Here is a 23,110-nt window from a genome sequence, read left to right on the forward strand (position 1 = left end):
TTCATCAAGGTAATTGTTCAAGTAAACGATTCATATGTTCCTGACTACGAACTGCCATCGCTTCACGATCTTTAAGTCGGTTCCCTAAAAGACCAAAGTTAGCATTCATAGGTTGGAAATGATTCGGATTCGCACTCGCAATATACTGTGCCATCGAACCCATAACAGTTTCAGTGGATAAATTAATTAGTTCTTTACCTTCAAGGTAATGCATCATATTCAAGGCTGCATATAACCCGCTTGCCGCCGATTCCACATACCCTTCGACACCACTGATTTGTCCTGCGAAGAACAAGGATTCACGTTTTAGTGTTTGAAAGTGTTTATTAAGGATTAGTGGTGATTTAATAAATGTATTTCGATGCATTACACCATAACGTACAATCTCAGCATTTTCGAGGCCAGGAATCATTTGGATAATTCGTTTCTGATCACTCCACTTGAGGCGCGTTTGAAATCCTACTAAGTTATAGAGAGAACCCGCAGCATTATCCTGACGCAATTGAACCACGGCATAAGGACGTGTTCCATCTGGTTTCTCAAGACCAACTGGTTTGAGTGGACCAAATAGCATCGTTTTAATGCCACGACGAGCCATAACTTCAACTGGCATACACCCTTCAAATACTTTAATGTCTTCGAAATCACGGGCCGCTGCTTCTTCCGACTCAAGAATTGCACGATAAAATGCATCAAACTCATCACGCGTCATTGGACAGTTAATATAATCTTGCCCATCCCCTTTGTCATATCGTGATTTACGATATGCAATATCAAAGTTAATGCCTTCTACCGATACAATAGGCGCTATTGCATCATAAAAATGTAATTCACTGTGTCCCAAATAGTTCATTAAGTATTCCGAAAATGTATCCGAGGTTAAGGGACCAGTAGCTACAATTGTTGGAACATCATCGAGTGCTACAACTTCTTGATTTATGATTTGGATATTATCCATTGTTCGAATTGCCTCAGATACTGCTTCACTGAATCCAACACGGTCAACGGCGAGGGCACTTCCCGCAGGAAGCTTATGCTGCTCACCCATACGCATAATTAGACTATCAAGCATTCTCATTTCTTGTTTCAATAATCCCACAGCATTTGTGATGTCGTCGGAGCGAAATGAGTTTGAGCATACAAGCTCCGCAAAGTTGTGAGTAACGTGCGCAGGTGTCATTTTAACAGGTCGCATTTCAACGAGTTCAACATGATATCCACGTTTCGCTAATTGATATGCTGCTTCACTCCCCGCTAACCCTGCTCCAATAACTCTAACTTGCGCTTGTTTCATCTTCTGCCTCTTTTTTCTTTGTTTTTTTCTTACTATTTTCATTTGGTTGAATGTAACGACATTTAGGGAATGATGAACATCCTACAAACCAAGTTCCATAACGACTCTTGCGTTTAACCAAATCACTACCACATTCTGGACATTGTTCACCCGTTTTTTCTGGTTCCGGACGACTTTCTTGCTCCAATGCACGGTTATAGCGGCATTCTGGGAAATTCGCACAAGCAATAAATTTGCCATAACGTCCAAAACGGTAGACAAGCTCTCCACCATCTAGAGGACATACTTCACCGACTTTTTCGACTTCAACTTTTTCCATTTTTTCATCAGCTTCAGCAAGCAATGGATAGAATTTATCAACAAATCGTTGAAGTGCTTCGATATTATTCATATCTCCATCTGCGATTTGATCCAATTCACTTTCCATTTCCGCCGTATAGTGAACATTAATCACTTCAGAGAAATGTGACTGAAGGCTATCATTGGTTAAAACACCTTGTTCTGTAGGTTTGAATACTTTCGTACGCGATGTCTCAGAAACCGCACCAAATGTCGCATAAGCGCGATAAACTATAGTATCAAGAATCATTGAATAAGTACTTGGACGGCCAATGCCTAATTCCTCAAGTTCTTTAATGAGACGTGCTTCAGTATAGCGGGATGGTGGTTGTGTAAAGTGTTGGTTTTGTTCGATGTTACGAGCTTTATAGGTTTTCGCTTCATCCAATTCACCAAGCATTTTATCGGTACTCTTCTCGTAATCATAAACTTTGAGGTAACCGTCAAATTTTAACGTGGACCCACTACCATTAAAATCGTAATTATTTTGACTGAAAACAACACTTACCGCATCATATTTCGCAGCCGACATGAGTGATGCAACAGCACGATAATAGATAAAGCGATATAATTTGTACTCGTCAGGTGTTAGATATTGTTTTACGGATTCTGGTGTACGATCAATGCTTGTTGGACGGATTGCCTCATGGGCATCTTGTGCATTATCATTCTTTTTACCTTCACGGTATTTACCGACGTATTCTTTGCCATGTGTTTTTAAGATATATGCTTTGGCATCAGAAACAAATGAGTCGCTAAGACGGGTTGAGTCGGTACGCATATAAGTAATCAAACCTTCTGCTTCTGATCCCATTTGAATTCCCTCATAGAGTTTTTGCGCAACACGCATCGTTTTCTTTGCTGCAAAACCAAGTCGCGTTGAAGCCTCTTGTTGCAACGTTGATGTAATAAATGGTAATTTCGAATCTTTCTTACGCTCTTTTTTCTCAAGTTTTGTAATCGTAAATTCGCCTTGAACTGCATCATATACGACTTGAGCCGCTTCAGCATTTTTTATTTCGAGTTTTTTTCCTTTATATCGTTCAGCACTCGTTTCAATAAGGTATTCTTGATTCTCAAAGAACGCCAAGACTGACCAGTACTCTTCAGGAATAAATGCATCGATTTCTTTTTCACGATCGACAATCAGTTTTAAAGCAACCGATTGGACACGACCAGCACTTTTACTCTTAATTTTTGATTGAAGTAATTTCGAAAGTTTAAAACCGATAATTCGATCAAGGATACGACGCGTTTCCTGTGATTTGACTAAGTCCATATCGATTTTACGTGGCTTTTCAAAAGCACTTAGAACTGCATCTTTTGTGATTTCATTAAAAACAACACGATTGGTTAAATCCGTGTCAATTCCCAATTCATCTGCCAAATGCCATGAAATGGCTTCCCCTTCACGATCGGGGTCAGTTGCGAGATAAACATTATCTACTTTTTTTACTTTTGCTTTTAATTCTTTAACGACATCTTTTTTGTCTTTACTAATTTTGTATGTTGGTTCAAACTCATTTTCAAAATCGACACCTAAACCATCTTTACCACGTGTGGCAAGATCACGAATATGTCCCTTTGATGAAACGACTTCAAAGTCATTTCCCAAATATTTTTCTATCGTTTTTGATTTTGATGGTGACTCAACAATTACCAGATTTTTCATAGTTGTCACTCCTTATTTATATATTGGGTAATTCTTTAATATTTGTCAATACCGTCGCACCTTCTTGTATGAGTTGGTTACAACCGCTCCCAGATTCATCATGAATTGGATGTGGAAGGACGACAATTTCGCGATTTAATGATAACGCAATGTCAACAGTACCCATTGTACCACTTTTTTGACGCGCACTCATAATGTATATACATTTACTTAAACTTGCGATTATACGATTCCGAAATGGAAAATGATACCGCTCAGGATTCACACCTCTAGGATACTCCGAAATAATGAGATGATGCTTTCCTATTTGATTGAAGATCTCACGATGAGCAATGGGATAACATCTATCCAAACCACATGCTACTACCGCAATTGTATGATGACGTATCGCGCTAAGATGGGCACATACATCAATGCCATACGCTAAACCCGAAACAATCGTGTAGTGTTCTCGAAGTACCGAAACCGCTTCATACGTTGCTTGAATAGCATATGAAGAGGGTTTACGGCTGCCAACAACACCAACACACGAACTGTTCAATAAACTCACATCACCTTGATAAAACAATATGAATGGCGGTTGGTCTAACTCCAACAGACGTTTCGGATAGGCTGGATCTACAATCGTCAAATACGTATCTACACACGGATAAGTGGCTACAGGCTTCTTTTCAAGGAGATGCCGGTGCATTTTAGCATAATCACCTTTGCAAAAAATTGCAACATTTTTTATGTAATTTCTCATAACTATCACCTATAACAAATAGTTATAAAAAAAGATAAGTCCTAAATATCCAGTGATATTTGATCCTCATCTTTAAACTTAAATGTTTTACGATGGTGTTTCGTGCGTCCATACTTTAAGATGGCTTCACGATGTGCTTTCGTACCATAGCCCTTGTGTTTAGCAAAGCCATATTCTGGATACATTCGGTCAAGTTCAACCATTAATGCATCTCGATGCGTTTTAGCGAGGACACTAGCGGCAGCAATTGACATGGAACGCGCGTCTCCTTTTACAATAGATTCGAATGGTTGTCGAGAATCTAAAAGGGGCATTGCATCCGTCAAGACATAGCTTGCCGGTGCAGAGTTCGCAATTTCTTCCATTGCTATTTGTGTTGCTCGATAAATATTGTGCAAATCAATCTGATCAACATCAACCACTATAACTTTGTACCACAGAGCATGTTCTTTAATTAATGAGACGAGTTCATCACGCTTCTTAGGCGATAATTTTTTTGAATCATTAATATCAGCATGGTAATAGCCTTGAGGAAATACGACACCAGCAACTACACAAGGACCCGCCATCGGACCACGTCCAGCTTCATCAATTCCACACACACTATGATTTTCTTGCCACAGTATGTTTTCAAACTCGGCTATAAGCGATCCCATGTTATCCGTCCCAGTTTTCCATTTTGAATATCACTCAAGAACGTGCTACGAGTTCGATCTAACTCTACATCGCCACCTTCTTTGATATATCCACGATGAATTCCAATTTGAGGATAGAATGTCATAATATCAAAATCTTTCATATTGTATCGCTCAATTAATACCTCACGATTTTCGTGTAAGAAGTAATCGCGTGCGTAATTAGTAACGAGTTCAATTGGATATCCTGTTTCTTTAATTGATCCAATGAGTGCACAATGAATACCCATTGTCTCAGACTCAAATTTCGGCCATAAAACACCCGGAGTATCGACTAACTCAAGTTGTTCGGTTACTTTAATGAGTTTTAGTGCTTGAGTCACACCTGGACGATTTTCAACACCCGCGGCTTTTCGTGACGCAATTTTATTAATGATACTGGATTTTCCAACATTCGGAACACCTACGATCAATGCTCTTGCTGGGCGAGGACGAATGCCACGACGCTCATCCCGTTGACGCTTTTCTGCCATCACGATATCTGTTTTTTCAACCATGAGTTTTTTAACATCATCTTGTAGTACATTGACCACCAATACCTCATGACCTTCATCTTCAAGATGCTTTACCCATTTTTCAGTTTCTCGGGGCTCAGCTAAATCTTTCTTAGTTAAAACAATGAGACGTTTCTTTTGTCCAATTGAGTATGATAAAGCTGGATTTCGGGTTGACATTGGTGCTCGTGCATCACGACACTCAATGACAAAATCAACCACTTTTAATTGTTCTTCGATAAGACGCATGGCTTTTGCCATATGTCCTGGATACCAATGAACTTGTGACATATTATCTACCTTCCTACTGGGCGTAGTTTATTTAAGGGTAAGAATACAAACACACCCTTACTTATGATTTCTTCATACGCAAACGCACCATACTGACGTGAATCAGACGAGTTACGGCGGTTATCTCCGAGCACAAAGTAATGTCCTTCTGGAACAATAAATTCCGGTTCGTCCGCAGTAAACACAAGATCGTTATCTTCAACCCATTTTTGTTTAAACGGGTTATCCAAAAACGGTTCTTCAACTGCAACGTCATTGACATACAATACATCTTTTTCATAACGAATTTTCTCGCCTGGAAGTCCGATAACGCGCTTTACGATGTTTCTATTTTTTTCTTCCATGTGAACGACAACTACATCAAATCGTTCAATATCCGAAACTTTCAAACCAATCACATTAGAAAATCCAAATTCGTTATCGTTAAGGGTTGGATACATAGATAATCCCTCAACACGAACTGGTCTCGCAATAAACTGTGTAATGATAAAGACAGCAATTAAACTAATTATTAAACTCTTAATAAAATCTTTGATTAAGAGTAAAAATTTATCATCTTGTTTTTCTCGCATAGTTGTGACTCCTTTGGAAACAATAAAGAAAAAGCCGTATAAATACGGCTATTAGCGAACTTCTTAACGAATTTCTTTAAGACGTGCTGATTTACCTGAACGCTCACGTAGGTAGTATAGTTTACTACGACGAACTTTACCACGACGTAATACTGTTACGCTGTCGATAATTGGTGAGTGTACTGGGAATGTACGTTCAACTCCAACACCTGAAGACATTTTACGAACTGTGAACATTTCAGCGATTCCGCTTCCTGTACGTTTGATAACAACCCCTTCAAAAGCTTGGATACGTGTTTTTCCACCTTCTTGGATACGCACGTCAACACGAACTGTTACACCTGAACGGAATTCAGGGATATCTGTACGCATTTGAGATTTTGTAATTTCATTTACTAAATTTAATCCCATTTCGATTCTCCTTTTTCTGTATCTTAAACTGGCTCATAAATCCGAGATCAGCGGAACCAGAGTGCATGAATGCTTTAATAATTTAACACATCTACTGTAATAATGCAAGATAATCCGCATTTTTATTGCATTATACGTAGTATATTATAAATCAATAACTTCTGTCGTCATATTACTGAAAAATTTGACTTTATCAGCAGTAAAGCGAAGCACACAGTACGTTTTGGGATCAATCCCTTTCGCAAACACAGGAGCATTCTCTGTCTCCATAAGTTCTTGAATAATTGTTGGATCTGTTTCGACAGTCATTGTCCCATAGAATGATGCCGTTTGAAAACGTGCTTCATCCATAAAATAGACCATTGCCTGTTGATTCGCCTCGTATGATTTCACCATCTGTGTATTATTGTGTGTTGTAAAATACATCGTCTTTAATCCATCACGTTTACGAGGAGATCTCACAACTTTTACAGTTGGATAACCAGCGTCATCGATAGATGTTAAGAATGCATTTTCTTGTCTTGTGATAAGTGCGTCTATATGTTTATTCATAGTCCCTCCAAAATGATTACTAGTTAAATGATATAGCAATTAGACTTACTTTGCAATTTAAGATTTCATTGTCGTATGAGTCTCATTCTTTAATAGAAAAGTATCCTTCGGGATACTTTTCTATTATGTATTATTATTTTCCCATCATGCGGGAGAACATACGCATTTGTTTTTTCATTTTATCGTATTGACTTAGCAATCGGTTAACATCTGTTGTTGTTACCCCAGATCCTTTGGCAATACGGTGTTTACGACCGGAACGAATAATCGTTGGATCATTTCGCTCTTCTTTCGTCATACTTTGAATCATAGCTTCAGTTTTTTTCATGCCCTTTGACGCATCATCATCATCAATTTGATTTGCCATTTGGTTTGCCCCTGGAAGCATTTTTAACAATCCTGAAATGGGACCCATTTTTGAAACTTGCTGTAACTGAATCAACATGTCATCAAGCGTGAACTGACCATTCATCATTCGTTCCGCTGACTTCTCACTTGCTTCAATATCCATTTTTTCTTGCGCTTTTTCAACAAGTGAAACGATATCACCCATTCCCAAGATACGGGATGCAGTTCTATCGGGGTGGAATGCTTCAAGTTCTTCGATGCCTTCACCAACCCCAACGTATTTTACGGGAACTTGGGTCATGTATCGAACAGAAAGGATTGATCCACCACGCGAGTCACCATCAAATTTTGTCGCAACTAATCCTGTTAGATTTAGTTTTGATTTAAAGCCGTTCGCAACATGAATAACATCTTGCCCAGACATTGCATCAACACTTAAAAGAATTTCCTCAGGTTTCGCAAGTGCTTGGATATCAACTAATTGTTGCATCAGTGCTTCGTCAATTTGGAGTCGACCTGCGGTATCAATAAGGATAGCATCGAAATCTTTTCCATAACTTAATGCGTCCGTTACCACTTCAACTGGTGTGCTGTTTTCTTTAGCAAAAACCTCAACACCAATACGTTCACCAAGAATCTTCAATTGTTCAATAGCTGCCGGACGTGCAAGGTCTGCTGCAACCAATAACACTTTTTTGTCTTCTTTGACTTTGAGTTCACGCGCTATCTTAGCAATACTTGTTGTCTTACCAGAACCTTGAAGACCAACCATCATCATAACGCCAGGTTTACGAGTAAATGCTAACCCTTGGTGTTCTTCACCTAAAATTTCAACTAATTTGTCATTAACAATTTTGATGAACATTTGTGATGGATCAACATCACGAACAACTTTCATCCCCATTGCTTCTTTACGTGTATAGTCTAAAAGTTCATTAATAACTTCCAAACTTACATCAGCTTCAAGTAGTGAAATACGAATTTCGCTTAATGCGTCCGCGATGTTTTTTTCTGTAAGTTTTCCCTTACCCGTTAAGTTTTTAAATGTATCTTGTAGACGATTTGTCAGATTATCAAATGCCATAATTGCCTCCTATTAATAAATTATAAGAATGAGTCTGTAACTTCTGCTGTAGCTTCAGCCATCGCTTTCGTCACTTCGATTACTTCAATATTTTCCATTGCTTGATCAATGAGATCTTCAATCACAAGTTTAGACTCAAAGAGTTCAACTTTTCGTGGATTGGGTTTCGTTGTTGGTTTTGTTGGTGTAAATATTGTACAGCAATCTTCAAACGGAAGGATTGATGTCTCATATGTATCAATTTTACGCGAAAGATCAATAATTTCAACCTTATCATAAGTAATTAAGGGTCGAAGAATTGGTAATGTGCTGATATTTGTGATTTCCTTCATGCTGTGAAGTGTTTGTGAGGCAACTTGACCTAAACTCTCCCCATTAGCAATTGCTAATGCATGACGCTCATTCGCAAGACGTTCTCCGATGCGAAGCATATATCGACGCATCATTGTGATTGCGTAGCTTTCTGGTACTTTTTTATAGATTTCGAGTTGAATATCTGTGAATGGCACAACATGTACTTTAATCGATGCTTGATAGTTTGTAAGTTTTTGTGCAAGATCAATGACTTTTTTCTGAGCTTCTTGTGATGTGTATGGCGGTGACGCAAAGTGGACCGCTTCAAGTGTAACACCGCGTTTCATCATAAGATATCCCGCGACTGGTGAGTCAATTCCACCTGAAAGCATCAACATGACTTTTCCTTGAATACCGACCGGATAACCACCAGCGCCTTCAATTTTACCCATCATAATGTAAGCAGCATCGTTACGAATCTCTACAATAATTCCGATATCAGGATTTTTAACATCTACTTTATAGTCTGTATTTTGTAGTATACGCGTCGCAACATGACGATTTATAACATCGGAAACATGTTCGTAGTTTTTATCGTGACGACGCGCAAGGACTTTAAATGTTGATCCACTTTCTTGTTGAATGAGTTCGGTTGCAAGTTGGGCAATAACTTCTAGATCACGCTCAACTTTAATTGCTAGTGAAAACGAACTGAGTCCAAATACATGTTTCAGCTCTTCACTGACCGCTAAACCGTCTTCTTCATGAAGTGTGATATACAAGCGATCATATGTTTCTTTAAATTCAAGTGTTGGGAAAGCTTTTAATTGTGCGCGAACGTTACGAACGAGTTGTGCTGTAAAGTTGCGGCGGTTTTTCCCTTTTGTTGAAAGTTCACCATAGCGGCAAACGATAAATTCATAATTAGTGGTTGACATATTTCTTAATCTCCAAAATTTCTTGAACGACTTTTTCTAACTCTTCCATTGTCGTTAAATGGGATAAACTGATTCGAATACTACTTAATGCAGCGGTGTCACTTTTCCCCATGGCTTTTAAAACATGTGAGGGAGCCAGTGATTTTGAGTTACATGTACTTTGTGCAGATACCGCGAATCCTGCGGAATTTAATCCATTCATCATAATTTCCGATCCAACATTCAGTATTGATACGTTAAAAATGTAAGGCGAACCTTCATAGGATGAGTTAATAACAACGCCTTCCATGTTTTCGAAAGTATCATACAAGTATTTTTGCATTTTTTCAATCTTTGGCAGAGCTTTCACATTGTCCTCTCGTGCGAGACGTAAGGTCTTCGCCCAAAGTATTGCCGCAGTATTATCGATGGTACCACCACGAACACCATATTGTTGCTGCCCACCATTAATAAGTGGAAGTGCATGAACATTCGATCGTTTCAGCCATAGTCCACTACCTTTTAATCCGTAGATTTTATGTGCGGAGTAAGCGACAGAATCAATCTGAGTCATTTCAAAATCATGACGTGCTAAGGCTTGCACTCCGTCAATGTGAACAAATGCATTGGATTCTTTCTTCACGAGTTTTGCAAGGGCTTGAACGTCGGTTATAGCACCTACTTCATTATTAATCGCAATCACAGCAACAAGAACGGTATCCTTGCGTAGTTTCTCGCGAAGTTCATCAAAGCTGATATTCCCTTGATCATCAACATGGAGATAATCCACTGTATAACCAAAATAATCTCGAAGTTGTGCTACAGCACCCATGGTTGAGCTGTGTTCGACTTGAGTTGTAATAATATGTTTACCAATATGTTGGTTCGCGAGTGCTATCCCTTTAATCGCAGCACTGTTTGACTCGCTCGCCCCTGATGTGAAGATAACCTCTTGCGGTAAGACTCCTAACTGGTTAGCGAGTGTGTTGCGTGATACAGTCACTAAGTCAGAAACACGCTGACCCCCAAAATGCAGTGAGTCAGCGTTTTCGTAGTATTCGTTCATAATCTTAAATGCATCTTGAGCAATTTCAGGACGCGTTGGGGTGGTACTTGCGTAATCTAAATAAATTGGTTTATCGTGCGCTTTTTGCATTGTCACGAATCATCTCCTCATAAGCTGTGTTGGGTCTGTATTTATCAATTGCATTGATTACAGTTGTGAGTGCTTGGGTGTACTCACCATTGTTGAACGCGAGTTCTGCACGCGTTAATTCAGCGTCAATATCTGGCACAAAGGCACGGAATTTGTTTGCATAAACAATAGCATTTTCACACATATCAACTGCACCAACTAAATTGTTAACGTTGTTGTGGAGCTTATATGTATAATCAATGGCTTCATCGACTGTTTTGTTCAATGTTTCGACTTCAATCATGTCGTGTTTTAAGATATCGGAAATTTGACGCGTATAAAGTTGTGCTTTTTCGACATCTTCTCGGTATGATTCAGAAATCATTGGTAACGAGCGTTTTTTCATGCGAACTTGAACATCATTAATAATAAGGTATAACTTCATTAATTGACGCTCTGCGCGTAATTCATCTGCATTGGCTTGTTCGACCTTCTCAACGAGTTTATCAAATTCACCGCGGAAGATGGAAACATCTTGCCCTAATTCATTGACTGAAATAAGGATTGTTGTTGCTGGAATTTTTTCTTCTTGAATCATTCGCATGATTTTTGCACGCATTTCGTCTTGTCTTTCAATAATTGCAGCATACTCTTCAACTTGGGCTACATATCCTTCGAAGCCGAAACGTACTTCAACTTTTTCAGCGTCAGTTTTGATATCTTTAACAGCTTCCACTAGATATTCAAGTGTCGTGAATAACTCCTCTGAAACGCCTTGGAGTTCTGTATGTGCCTTTTCTTCTTTTTGGATTGCAATCCCTAACTGTTCCAAACGTTTTTGACTTTCAATCAAGCTCTCTTTTGATTTTGAAATATTCCCTTCGCGAATCCCAATTAAGTCATCTTTAAGAATTTCACTGAGAACACCAATATTTTTGGGAACTTCCAAGTGATCAACATAGATACCCGATTGACGTACCCCTTGGTACAATTTTGATACTTCATCTAATAATTGAGGAATGTATCCTTTGGCAACTTCGTACAGTTTCGGAATCGTTTTAATTCGTGCTTCTAAATCATCCACACTTTCTTTTGTTTCATCACTAACATCTTTTGCTTTTTGGAAGTCCGATGCGTACATCCATTCTTCAAAAACTGAAAAGGCATGCTCAATATCGCGAATTTGTACTTCTATCTGCCCATATGCATCACCTAAAACTGCAGATTGATCATTTGCTTGTTGTTTGATTCCTCTAAAGCGTTCTTTGAGATTTGTAATTTCAAGACGTTGTTGTGTCTCTTGTTCCAACAGTGATTCAAGTTCTTTGTTTAAGGTTTCGGTTTGTTCTAATGATTCTGTAATCGTTTCTTCTAAATCAGCCAAGTAGTATTTTGCGTCTTTTAGCTTCCCGTATGCTAATGCATCTTCAGTATCTGCCAAGAGTTGTGTCACCACTTCTTGTTGGCGGTTAATTTGGTTGAAAAGATCCTTACACTCAATCACTTTATTTTCAACCTCTGGGTTTAATTTTGCGAGCCCAGTTGCTTTGTTAATCTTGAAAAGAACTGGAATACTCATAAGTTCATTGTAGCGAACTTCTAGGGCATCAAATTGCTTTCTTAATCGTCGTTTTTTGTTTGATCTCGATATAAAAAATACCATAATGACAATCACAACAACTACAATTGCAATTGGCACTTTGTATTCAATTATAAAACTCGGAATAGATTGTAAGTTCATAGGTCCACCTCTTTGTGACATTGTATCATATTTTAGTGTTTCTTGGTAAGTCCTTGATTGACTTTTACCGCTATCTTTTGTATATTAGTAAGGTCATGAAAAATCAGCACACAAAGTTGGTAGCCACGCGTTCATCCCGCGGCAGGAACTAAAGTACCTTAGCTGAATAAGGGAAACAGTAATAGATGAACTCAACTATTAGTAATTTGTGGTTGACTCGACATATAGGAGGTCAGCAAATGGCAACAGTTAATGGTCCAGTATGGAAAAAATCACGTCGTCTTAGTTTCTCAATTTTAGAAACAGGTAAAGAATTACAACGTCGCGATTACGCTCCAGGACAACACGGAAAAGCACGTCGTCCAAAACTATCAAACTACGGTTTACAACAACGTGAAAAACAACGTATTCGTTTCACATATGGTGTTACAGAAAAACAATTCTACAACACATTCAAAAAAGCTGTAAAACAAGAAGGTGTTGCAGGTCACAACTTCTTATTCATGCTTGAATCACGTTTAGATAACGTCGTATACCGTATGAACTTATCACGTACACGTCGTGGTGCACGTCAATTAGTAAACCACGGTCACATCCTTGTTGACGGAAAGAAAGTGGATATCCCTTCATTCCAAGTTAAACCAGGACAAACAATCGAAGTTAAAGAATCATCACGCTCAATGGCATCAATCAAAGAAGCTATGGAAGCATCAGTTGGAACAGTAGCATACGTTACTTTCGACGCTGACAAGATGAAAGGTGAATATGTTCGTTTACCAGAACGTAGCGAACTAAACCAAGAAATCAACGAAGCACTTGTTGTTGAGTTCTACAACCGTTAATCTTCAGATTAAAAGAGGCATCCGCCTCTTTTTTTATTGAGTAAACAAAAAGAACTTTGGGTTCAACCACAAAGTTCTTTTTGTTATCTTTGTTGCTCCTGCACTTGGAGCTCACGATCATATCGCTTAAAAAATGGGAAATAGACTACAAAAGAGATCACAATCAAGATTAGCGATAACACGACACTTCTAAAGTCTGCTAAGCTTGAAATAAAAATCCCTAGTGGCGCAGGCAAGACCCACGGTGACACGATACTAGGTATCGAGACATAGCCCCACGCCATAGCACCGTACCCTACTACAGCACATACAATCGGCGCGACAAAGAATGGCACTCTAAAGTTTTTGTTATCTACAATTGGAACTCCAAATAAAATCGTCTCATTAATATTGAATAGACTTGAATTGAGTCCCACTTTCCCAAAAGACTTAAGTTGTTCACTTTTAGCGAAGAAGCGAATTGCGATAGCCAAGCCCAGGGTGCATCCTGAACCTCCCAACCAAACGATCCACTGGAAGAAGGTCTCACTCCCAATATACAAAATCGGTTGTTTTGTAATTACTTGATAGCCATTCACAATCATCATATAAAACCAAAATGGCCTTAACAAGGTTCCAATCACCGCAACACCATGAATTCCTAAGACCCAGAACCCACAGATTAATACGATTGTTGCAATGACCATACCAAATGATGTTACAAAGCGCGTAACATACACCAAAATATTCACTGATAAATCTACAATAAGTGTGAACTGAACTAAGATTAAGACATTAAGAATCAAAAGAATTACGATAGGGATTAGCTTCGTCATGTAGTCGTTCACGGCTTGTGGTACATGTTTTGATTTAAACTGTATCCCCGACAGTTTTTCGCTTGCTAGAATCATGATCCACGCCAGAAACAATGCAACGATTGGAAACTCGAGGAAGCGATTGCTTTCCATAAATCGAACCCCATACATCATCACAAAGAATGTTACGGTATAAATCTGATATTCACGTTCAACAGGAATCAAAGCCTGCGACATTACAAACGTAAAAATGATTCCTAGCAGTATGCAGTAATACGCATAATAGAGCGCAACTTGATTGAATGCCGCTGCACTTATCATTGCGCGTTGTTCAAAAACATGAACCATGAAAATTACAAGTGCGACTCCTATTTGAATAAATGCCACTTTAATAATGGCTGTTTTCATTGCATTTAAATATTTGTTTTGTTGAATCCCATTCACAATGGCTTCAATTGTCATACTTTTACTCCTTTGTGCAACTTATTCATAAAAAAGAAGGAATAAATTCCTTCTTATGAAATAGGTACAAATACAATTCGTGTATCGCGTTCCATATAATGGACTAAATCAATATAATCAGGATGAATGAATCCGATGACGTTTGTACGTGCATCCATCATGAAATCTTTCTTAGTCAATTGGATTTCTCCGCTATAACGTCCTGATAACGTATTTTCAATTGTAATCGACCCTTTATTACGATAGTTGTTATTGTTAATCGCAATGTCTGGAATACGTGGTGTTGCAAGTCGAATTACGTTTTCAGATAAGTCTTTACGGATAGCATACGGTTGCTCGTACATTGATGCATATGCTTTATCTAAGTAGACTGGAATATGCATTGTTTTGTCTTCCATATAGCTTTGAATGTAACGTAGTGTTTCATTATGCGCTAATGAATCACCAATCAAAATATCTTGAATACCGCAACTGTGGATTAATTCAACAGCAGCAACATAGGGATGTACTTGACGGTGTTTCTCAACTGTTGGCAATCCTTCATACAGTGGGAATCGTTTCAAACGATCACCTGGAACAAATGCCATAATTGGAATGTTATATTTAATGAATGCTTCGTTCTTTTTATTGAAGTAGTCTAATGATAGACCGGTCTCAGTTTTTGGATAGAAGTTATGCATTACTGAAATGTGTGTAAAGTCTACACCATGGGCTTTAGCATCAATGATGTATTGCTCATCCACAACACTTGCATTAAGCACAAGTTCAAAATCTTGAAGCAATGTTTTAATAATTTCAAAATCATCAAAACCATAGTCTAATCGCAACACTTTGAATCCTTTTTCTTTCAAACCAACATAATTGTTTGGTTCAATATTGAGCTTTTCAAATGTCATTGGTGAAATATCAGGTACTAAATTTAAGTTTAATTCCTGACATTTATCAAGAAATTTTGGAAGCATTGTATCTAATTGGGATAAGTCTTCTTCTGGAATGTGAAGCGAAGTAAAGACATACTTCGCTCCCAAATTCGCAGCATATTCCAGATAGTCATAATCCAAATCTTTGAAATAGCAGGAAATTCCTAACATTAGGCTGCCTCTGTTTTATGTGCTTCTTCAGCTGCTGCAATTTCTTTCAAGTCTTGTTTTTCTAACGCTTTTACGAATGGGTAGAATGTTAAGTACATGAAGACCCATCCAGCAAGAACGAATAATACTGCCGTAATACTTCCGCTCGTTGCTAACCATGTTTTAAGTGGTGCTGGCGTAATCCAAGAAATAATCATTACCGGAACTGGTAGAACACCGGTTAATGTTAAGATAATCGCTGCGATTGCAAGAACCATGTATGACAAGATAAATGGAATCATCATCAATGGGTTTAACATAATTGGAAGACCAAAGATTAGTGGCTCACCAATGTTAAAGAGTGCCGCAGCAATTGATAGTTTTCCAAGTCCTTTGAGACGTGGTGATTTTGAACGGATTAAAGCGACTGCGAGCGGGAATAATCCTGTCCAAATATAGTTATCAATCCATACTGATGTAAATGTATATGGCAATTCTTGCATTGCTTGAAGTGCTTGTAAGTTTTCTTGAGTCATTTGGCCCCAGAATGTTCCACCTACTGAGTTAACAATATTTGAACCATGGATACCAACAGCCCATAGAATACGGTTTAAGAATGTTGAAATCAAGACTACGACTGGGCTATCTCCAACTCGTACAAGTGGTGTAAAGATACCAGCAATTGTTTGTGGTAAATTAATCTTGAAGACTGATCCTACAAACCACCACATGATAATAACAACAAATGATGGAATTAAAGCGATGAATGATTGAGAAACCATTGGTGGAACACCTTCTGGCATCTTAATTACTAATTTACGGTTAATTACAAAACGGTATACTTCAACAGTTACAATTGCAATAATAAGTGCGGCAAACACTCCGACGGCACCTAAGTATGCTGTTGGAACTCCTGTGAATTTTCCAGGCTCTGCAATACCTTCAATCAATGTTGTGACTGTTTGAGCTGGATTTAGAAGTAAGAATGATGCTACTGATAAGATCATTGGTTGGATGATATCATGATTTTCACCACGTTGTTTGTTATAGAATTCAACCAAACCGTATGATGCAGTGATTACTGTGTAAAGTGCAATAAATGATGTCCCCACACCAGATGCTGCTGCGATTACCCAACGGAAATCTCCTAAGAATTTCAACCATGGGTCAAATGGAAATGATGCTACGAGTAAGAATACTGATCCTACTACCAGTAAACTCATAATACCAAGTCCGGTACGTTGCATTACTTGAACGTATTTCAATTGTGAAAATTTGATTAGCGGTGGTGCTATACGTTCTTCAATAAAGCGTGTTAAAGCTTCCATATTACTTTTCCCTCCTGATGCACTGATAGTGCTTACACCCATAGGATACACTGTTCGAAAATAATTTTCAACACCTTTTGGCAATTATTGAAAAACTTTTTTAATTGGATTGAAAATAATTTCCAACATTGGTATGATAGTAGAGAAGTTAATGGAGGCATTATTATGATTATCGTAAACAGTCCGATCATGCAAAGCAAAATTCAAACAATTTTGGAATCTATGGAATCACCTTCTTTTACATTTGTAAAAAAAGATGGTATCCGCCTTTACTTTGAAACAAGCGAACAAGATACAGAATTGGCATGTAAAATTGCGAAAGCAGAAATCAAAAAAGACCCTATGGCAGGGGCTATTATGTTCACTGTTAAATCAGAAGAATATATCTAAGAGTAACTATCTACTCCACAAAGAAGAGGCAATCGCCTCTTCTTTTTTATTGTTTGATTGTGAATGTTTTTTGAATGGGATCAATAACCCCAATACCGCCATAAGGTATCGAAAACATTGGTTGGGTATGGCCAAAGTTCATATTGGCGACAATGGCACCCTCGTAGTCGATTTCTTGTACAATTTTTTCTATAATTTCTCGGTATTCTTGATAATACTTATTATGATAAGGCTTCCCAAAAATGATACCAGAGGTCCTTTCGAGAGTTCCTACCGTAACCAATGCCCGTAGCATATCCTCAAATAACCATGGTTCTGCCATCACTTCACTGGTTTCGAGGAAAAGAATTGCACCGTCGAAAGACTCATATGACGGCCATATATCTGTACCTCTTAAGTTACTGAGCACTTCGATACACCCGCCAATCAGAGGCCCACTAACCACTTTATCACCCTGGATAAAATCGAAACCGTCATGCGGATTCATCGTTTTTGTCTGATTTTGATTTTCTATTAGCCACGGAATTCGCTCACTCGTCCATTGCGTTGCCGCTTCGATTCTCACACTTGCTTCTTGATTTAATACAATCCTTTGGAAATAATCACGGCTGTATTCAAACATCCCATTGTTCTCAGAAAACTCTGAAAGAATCGATGGGCCATAGTAAGTTTTGATGCCTAGTTTATTAAGATACAAGTGTAGTGTTGTGGAATCTGAGTACCCAATGAATGGTTTTGGGTTATTTATAAAGATAGCATCATCTAAATATGGTAATATTCGAACACTCTCTGATCCACCAATACACGATAGGACCATAGCAATGTTATCATCTTTATATGCATCCATAAGATCTTGGGCACGGTGTTGTGGATTCTGGTATACCGACTCACTACCATCGAGTGTATGGGGCATTGGTAGGACCTCGATATCAAATGTATCTTTGAGGTATTGAACCCCTTTTTCATAGCGCCAGCGTAAGTCCATATCCCCTGCGCCACCCCACGATAAGCTGACACTTGCGACTTTTAGTCTAGTTTTTTTCATTTGTTTTCTCCAATATTCTTAATCCAAATCGAATGCCAATAACATCTATTTCTTCAAAAATAATTTTCAGATAAATCGGATTATTGCCAGTAGACACCCTAATATAGTCATGTTTACATGTCGTATAGCTATGATTTTCACCTCCAATTGTTACTATTTCTTTTGAAATTTCAACGTTATACCCCTCACCAGCACAATAACTTCCGTATAAAGAATTCATTTTTTCTAAACTCCACGATACTTCATCCGGCGTATCTTTCGTCGTAACATCTAGCATCATAAGGGCTAATTTCTGCACAGGAATATCGCTTGTATTACAGAGTACTATAGCGGCTTCAGTTTTCGTTTCATTTATAAACAATGCACTTGATACTCCGGTTAGCGAACCTGCATGCCCTACCACATTACCTATTTCTGTTTGAATGTACTGACTTCCGAATCCATATTGAATCCCATATCCAACCTCACGCAAATGCGTCTCAAGATGCGCCAACATGTCGTTTGATGGTTGCATTAACCACGTTGCTAATTTCCCCATGTCATGAAGCGTTGATTTCGCAGCGCCACCGCCTTGTAAAGCAAAGGCATTGTCATAGTAGTCCTTTATTTCGATACATTGGTCCTCATTCCAATAATATTGGAATGTGGTTTGATCGTTTTTGTTCACATCTAGATACGTTGTCGTTGAATCGTGCATACCAAGTGGTTTGAAAATTAAGTCTTGAATTGCAGCTTCATAATGAACATATGGGCTTGCAACACGGATTACTTCCCCAAGTAATGCATAGCCATCATTGAAGTAACTCACATATGTTCCCGGATAACTGTGTTGCTTTTTCTCTGCATTAAGCTGATCAATGAGAATTGCTATTGCCTGGTCCATGTATTCAGTTGATAAACCACAGTCATGAACTTTTTGCTTAAATCCTGTCTTTTGGCATACTTGAGCAATTGTTGTGCGTGGTTGCGGATAGTATCCTGAAGTGTGGTTCAAAAAATGATGGATTCGAATATCTCTTCTGTCAAAACTTGGAAAGTAATCAGATATAGAATCGTCAAGCGACCACCAATTTGATGTCGCTCCTTTAAGCATGACGATGGCTGTCAACAGTTTCGTTATTGAAGCAATGCCATAGCGTGACTGTTCTGCGACCAGATGCGGACACATGGCCTCATTGTATACCTTTTTGTACTTCCATTGGCCATTGTGGTCTACAATCCCCACACAGGCTCCCTGAGCCTTATATTGCGCTAAAAAAGATTCAATCATTCTATCCATTATCCTACCACCTCTCCATTATTTATAAAAAGAAACTACCTTGTGGTAGTTTCTTCCAAATGTTACGCTTCCTCGTCTGCCGGAGCATCTTCAGCAGGTGCATCCTCAACAGGTGCATCTTCCGTTGGTTCCGTCGGTGCAACTTCTACTGGCACGACTGGGGTATCTTTGTATTCGAGATTGAATTCAAGGAATTCTCGTGTTGTTTCAAGATGAGAATAATCTTTCCAACTTACAAGAATTTTTAAATTAACGGTTGACTGACTTGTTTCACCATTGAGCTGGAATCCGCCAACAAATGATTTTTCCGTATCCGTCTGATTTGGAATCATTGAATATTGTCCATCAAAAATTCCAGCGGATGGCATCATAGTTTCTTTGTTGTAAGGTTCATTGTTTGCAACAACTACAACTTCAACTTCGTACAGTGCAATCCGTGGTTGATCCACAACGATTTCATAGACATAACCATCACCTTTTTTACCCATAGTTGCTTTAACATTGAAGTATGGTGATGACGCTACAAATTTATCTTGGTCTAAGATGGCTTTCCAAGATGACTCATAGCGTTTTACTTTTTCAGCGTAAAGACTCTTCTCTCCGAATGAACATCCAGTAACAAGTAATGCGAGTACTATTAATGTAAGGAACTTTTTCATCAAGGCCTCCTTAGACGCTAACGTGGTTGATTAAATGATATGTTTTCTTACCACGTCGAATGACGGTAAGTTGTTCGCCAATTGCGTTTTCTTTTGAAATGATGAACTCTGCATCGTTCACAACTTCGCCATTGACACGAATCGCACCATCTTTAACAAGTTGACGTGCTTCGCGCTTACTTGGAAGAATCTTGGTGTCAACGAGTAAATCAACGATTGTTTTTGCTTCCGCAACATCGAGTGAGCTACTGCCTTTAAATGCTGAACGAAGTTCTTCTACAGATAAGTTTTGGACATTACCAGAGAATAATGCTTCTGTCATTCGTAATGCCATGTCAAGACCGGCATCACCATGAACAATTTGTGTCAGTTCTTTTGCAAGTTCTTTTTGAGCATGTCGTAAGTGTGGTGCTTCTTTAAATGCATCTTCGATTGCTTCAATTTCCGCAACTGATTTAAAAGATAGACGTTTAGTAAAATCAATAATGTCTTCATCACTTGTATTAATCCAGAATTGGTAGAACTCATAGGCATCGGTACGTCCAGGATCTAACCAAATGTTTTGCCCTTCACTCTTACCAAATTTAGTACCGTCTGACTTCATAATCAAGTGTGATGTGACACCATAAACTTCGGATTCATGTCCTTCAACACGACGAATTAACTCAGTACCACTGACTAGGTTTCCCCATTGATCAGATCCACCAATTTGGAGTTGTACGCCTTCATTCTTAAAGAGATGAAGGTAATCAATCGCTTGAAGAATTGTATATGAGAATTCTGTATATGAAATCCCTGTTTGAATACGTTTCGCAATCGTATCTTTTGAAAGCATTGTCGCAACACTAAAGTGTTTTCCATAATCTCTTAAAAAATCAAGCATGGATAAATCGCCCAGCCAATCGCGATTATTTAAGATACGAACTGGATTATTATCTGAACTGACAATGCGTTCAATTTGGCTTCCAATTCCCGCAATGTTACGAGCCAAATCTTCGTCAGTAAGCATTGAGCGTTCGGTCGTTGGTCGTGGATCTCCAATCATTCCCGTAGCACCACCAACAAGCGCAATGGGATGGTGTCCTTGTGCTTGGTAACGTTTTAGAAGGATGATTTGTTGGAGATGGCCAACATGCAATGAATCCGCTGTTGGGTCAAATCCACAGTATAGTGATATTGGATTTTCAAGACGTTCATTCAAAGCATCTCGGTTTGTAACGTCTTTAACAAGACCGCGCCATTCTAATTCATCTAAAAATTTCATTATTTCCACCTTTATTTTTCTTGTGTATCAAATAACATTTTTATCTTCAGGTAATAACGTTGCATGATATCTAACATACATGTTATCACAAGTAGGGTCGTATCGTCATAGGGATAAATGTAACTTGAACTACAGAATTTGTCCAATTCGATCCATTTATCCTCTTTATGAATCAAGTTCTTCGAAAGAAACTGAACTTTTAACAAGTTTTGGTCGCCATTGTGCAAAATAATCGACTGATCATCATGACGGCTCATGATATAAAGCAGGGTTGATGTGATTGATTTATTCTTTTGAAGAAACGGAACGTAGTGGTTAAAGACTTCACGCATCCCGGTCTCCACAAATTCATAGCGTTTTGGATCTTCATCAAAAAAGCCATGTTGTGCAAATCCTTCACCAAATTGTTTGACCTGCTTGGTAATGTCTGCATACCCTCTTGAGTTTATAAACGCAAACATAATAATACTTGTCATAAAGACAGGATATTTATATGTCTGTTGGTTTAAAACAGCACGTTGAATTTTTGTTTCAATGTCATGCTGATATCGGTGTATATCGGAAACATTATGACTGTTTACGTTAAAAATACGATGTGCTTCATCTTTGTAGGCACGTACTAAATGTATAAACTTCTCGAAGTTCATTTGTTCGTTACTGCCTTTATAGTTAGGGCCATACATACCAAATCCAAGTTCTTTGGTATAAGCACTGACATATCCATAAACTAAAATATTGGAAAGGATTGTTTGCTTATCGCCTTTAACAATATAGCCTTCAACACGTTTTATATAGTTATCAATGTATTTAGGATCTACAACAATATCATTCATGAGTTCATCCAAAGCAACTTTAAAATACTCATCACGGCGTGGTGTTAGGCCAAGAGAATCTCGGGTCCACTCTTGTGTAGCATCAAAAACATCACTATCGATAGCAAAGCCTATTGGATGGTGATCTTCATAATGGACAAGGATGTCTTTAACTTTTTTGGCATCTTCATCCAGTTTAATGTAAAAAATAAGGCCTTCTTCATCAAATGTATAGGACCATGATTCCATATTAAATCTTTCCCATATTTCAAAGAAAATTGTGAACACTGCATACGATACAACGTTTCTTTGTCGGTCATTCCCTGCGAACGATCCTCCAAGGACGAGGAGTGATCCTTCTTGACCTTCAATCATGCCACGCATAATTCCATTACGTTTCGCACGTAGCTCTCGAATTGATTCCGAAGTTAATTGAACAATATTCATACCGATCCCTCTTTCAATATCCCTATTTTACCATAAATACAATCTTTTTCTTATCAAAATATCAATTATTTTCACAAAGTTTGAAGAAAAAAAGGGCTCGCGCCCTTTTCTCTGTTATTACAGGTATGAAATCT

General features: G+C 38.4%; 22 protein-coding genes. 2 read left to right on the plus strand and 20 right to left on the minus strand.

Going from position 1 to position 23,110, the window contains the following annotated elements; translation table 11 throughout:
* Positions 1-4: 4 nt before the first annotated feature.
* The 12 genes from trmFO to GVV22_RS02545 all read right to left on the minus strand — a co-directional run bounded on the left by trmFO (position 5) and on the right by GVV22_RS02545 (position 12,584).
* On the minus strand, positions 5-1,294 hold the full coding sequence (gene trmFO / locus GVV22_RS02490) for a methylenetetrahydrofolate--tRNA-(uracil(54)-C(5))-methyltransferase (FADH(2)-oxidizing) TrmFO (protein WP_159648599.1): 1,290 nt from the start codon (positions 1,292-1,294) through the stop codon (positions 5-7).
* Positions 1,275-3,305, minus strand: a complete 2,031-nt coding sequence (topA, locus tag GVV22_RS02495) for a type I DNA topoisomerase (RefSeq protein ID WP_159648600.1) — start codon at positions 3,303-3,305, stop codon at positions 1,275-1,277. Before topA ends, trmFO begins: the two co-directional genes overlap by 20 nt.
* A 16-nt stretch (positions 3,306-3,321) precedes the next feature.
* On the minus strand, positions 3,322-4,050 hold the full coding sequence (dprA, locus tag GVV22_RS02500) for a DNA-processing protein DprA (RefSeq protein WP_159648601.1): 729 nt from the start codon (positions 4,048-4,050) through the stop codon (positions 3,322-3,324).
* Between the two features lie 41 nt (positions 4,051-4,091).
* Complete coding sequence (locus GVV22_RS02505; protein ID WP_159648602.1) at positions 4,092-4,706, minus strand: ribonuclease HII; 615 nt, start codon at positions 4,704-4,706, stop codon at positions 4,092-4,094.
* Complete coding sequence (gene ylqF, locus GVV22_RS02510) at positions 4,691-5,530, minus strand: ribosome biogenesis GTPase YlqF (RefSeq protein WP_159648603.1); 840 nt, start codon at positions 5,528-5,530, stop codon at positions 4,691-4,693. The genes GVV22_RS02505 and ylqF overlap by 16 nt, the downstream gene beginning before the upstream one ends.
* Before the next feature lie 5 nt (positions 5,531-5,535).
* On the minus strand, positions 5,536-6,102 hold the full coding sequence (gene lepB, locus GVV22_RS02515) for a signal peptidase I (RefSeq protein WP_159640187.1): 567 nt from the start codon (positions 6,100-6,102) through the stop codon (positions 5,536-5,538).
* Positions 6,103-6,165: 63 nt separating this feature from the next.
* A complete protein-coding gene (gene rplS / locus GVV22_RS02520; RefSeq protein ID WP_159638782.1) occupies positions 6,166-6,513 on the minus strand; it encodes a 50S ribosomal protein L19 in 348 nt (115 codons plus the stop codon).
* A 144-nt stretch (positions 6,514-6,657) separates the two neighbouring features.
* Positions 6,658-7,065, minus strand: a complete 408-nt coding sequence (locus GVV22_RS02525; protein ID WP_159648604.1) for a pyridoxamine 5'-phosphate oxidase family protein — start codon at positions 7,063-7,065, stop codon at positions 6,658-6,660.
* Positions 7,066-7,198: 133 nt separating this feature from the next.
* Positions 7,199-8,497 carry a signal recognition particle protein gene (gene ffh / locus GVV22_RS02530; protein WP_159648605.1) on the minus strand — a complete coding sequence of 433 codons (1,299 nt, stop codon included), beginning with the start codon at positions 8,495-8,497 and terminating at the stop codon, positions 7,199-7,201.
* 20 nt (positions 8,498-8,517) lie between these two features.
* Entirely contained in the window at positions 8,518-9,729 is a 1,212-nt protein-coding gene (thiI, locus tag GVV22_RS02535) for a tRNA uracil 4-sulfurtransferase ThiI (protein WP_159648606.1), read from the minus strand.
* Entirely contained in the window at positions 9,716-10,864 is a 1,149-nt protein-coding gene (locus tag GVV22_RS02540; RefSeq protein ID WP_159648710.1) for a cysteine desulfurase family protein, read from the minus strand. The genes thiI and GVV22_RS02540 overlap by 14 nt, the downstream gene beginning before the upstream one ends.
* Positions 10,845-12,584, minus strand: a complete 1,740-nt coding sequence (locus GVV22_RS02545; protein WP_159648607.1) for a septation ring formation regulator EzrA — start codon at positions 12,582-12,584, stop codon at positions 10,845-10,847. Before GVV22_RS02545 ends, GVV22_RS02540 begins: the two co-directional genes overlap by 20 nt.
* A 239-nt stretch (positions 12,585-12,823) precedes the next feature.
* Between GVV22_RS02545 and rpsD the strand changes: the two genes are divergently transcribed.
* On the plus strand, positions 12,824-13,426 hold the full coding sequence (gene rpsD, locus GVV22_RS02550) for a 30S ribosomal protein S4 (protein ID WP_159638818.1): 603 nt from the start codon (positions 12,824-12,826) through the stop codon (positions 13,424-13,426).
* A gap of 83 nt (positions 13,427-13,509) precedes the next feature.
* Here rpsD and GVV22_RS02555 read toward each other — a convergent pair whose 3' ends face one another.
* Genes GVV22_RS02555 through GVV22_RS02565 form a run of 3 tightly spaced genes read right to left on the minus strand, consistent with a single transcriptional unit; the run spans position 13,510 to position 17,080 of the window.
* Positions 13,510-14,682 (minus strand): PTS transporter subunit EIIC, encoded by a 1,173-nt coding sequence (locus GVV22_RS02555; RefSeq protein WP_159648608.1) that lies wholly within the window; start codon positions 14,680-14,682, stop codon positions 13,510-13,512.
* A gap of 53 nt (positions 14,683-14,735) precedes the next feature.
* Positions 14,736-15,773, minus strand: a complete 1,038-nt coding sequence (locus GVV22_RS02560; protein ID WP_159648609.1) for a MupG family TIM beta-alpha barrel fold protein — start codon at positions 15,771-15,773, stop codon at positions 14,736-14,738.
* Complete coding sequence (locus GVV22_RS02565) at positions 15,773-17,080, minus strand: PTS sugar transporter subunit IIC (RefSeq protein WP_159648610.1); 1,308 nt, start codon at positions 17,078-17,080, stop codon at positions 15,773-15,775. Before GVV22_RS02565 ends, GVV22_RS02560 begins: the two co-directional genes overlap by 1 nt.
* Positions 17,081-17,245: 165 nt before the next feature.
* On the opposite strand from GVV22_RS02565, the gene GVV22_RS02570 reads away from it, so the two are divergent.
* A complete protein-coding gene (locus tag GVV22_RS02570) occupies positions 17,246-17,470 on the plus strand; it encodes a hypothetical protein (protein WP_236261909.1) in 225 nt (74 codons plus the stop codon).
* 46 nt (positions 17,471-17,516) lie between these two features.
* On the opposite strand, the gene GVV22_RS02575 is transcribed toward GVV22_RS02570, so the two are convergent.
* From GVV22_RS02575 to GVV22_RS02595, 5 genes are all read right to left on the minus strand, one after another.
* On the minus strand, positions 17,517-18,515 hold the full coding sequence (locus GVV22_RS02575) for a S66 family peptidase (protein WP_159648611.1): 999 nt from the start codon (positions 18,513-18,515) through the stop codon (positions 17,517-17,519).
* Positions 18,502-19,794 carry a serine hydrolase domain-containing protein gene (locus GVV22_RS02580; RefSeq protein WP_159648612.1) on the minus strand — a complete coding sequence of 431 codons (1,293 nt, stop codon included), beginning with the start codon at positions 19,792-19,794 and terminating at the stop codon, positions 18,502-18,504. The genes GVV22_RS02575 and GVV22_RS02580 overlap by 14 nt, the downstream gene beginning before the upstream one ends.
* Positions 19,795-19,856: 62 nt before the next feature.
* Positions 19,857-20,453 (minus strand): membrane lipoprotein lipid attachment site-containing protein, encoded by a 597-nt coding sequence (locus GVV22_RS10955; RefSeq protein WP_201290680.1) that lies wholly within the window; start codon positions 20,451-20,453, stop codon positions 19,857-19,859.
* 10 nt (positions 20,454-20,463) lie between these two features.
* Positions 20,464-21,717, minus strand: a complete 1,254-nt coding sequence (tyrS, locus tag GVV22_RS02590; protein ID WP_159648613.1) for a tyrosine--tRNA ligase — start codon at positions 21,715-21,717, stop codon at positions 20,464-20,466.
* Positions 21,718-21,728: 11 nt separating this feature from the next.
* Positions 21,729-22,976, minus strand: a complete 1,248-nt coding sequence (locus GVV22_RS02595) for a citrate lyase holo-[acyl-carrier protein] synthase (RefSeq protein WP_159648614.1) — start codon at positions 22,974-22,976, stop codon at positions 21,729-21,731.
* Positions 22,977-23,110: the final 134 nt, after the last annotated feature.

Source organism: Erysipelothrix aquatica, from assembly GCF_009828825.1.
Lineage (GTDB): Bacteria > Bacillota_I > Bacilli_A > Erysipelotrichales > Erysipelotrichaceae > Erysipelothrix > Erysipelothrix aquatica_A.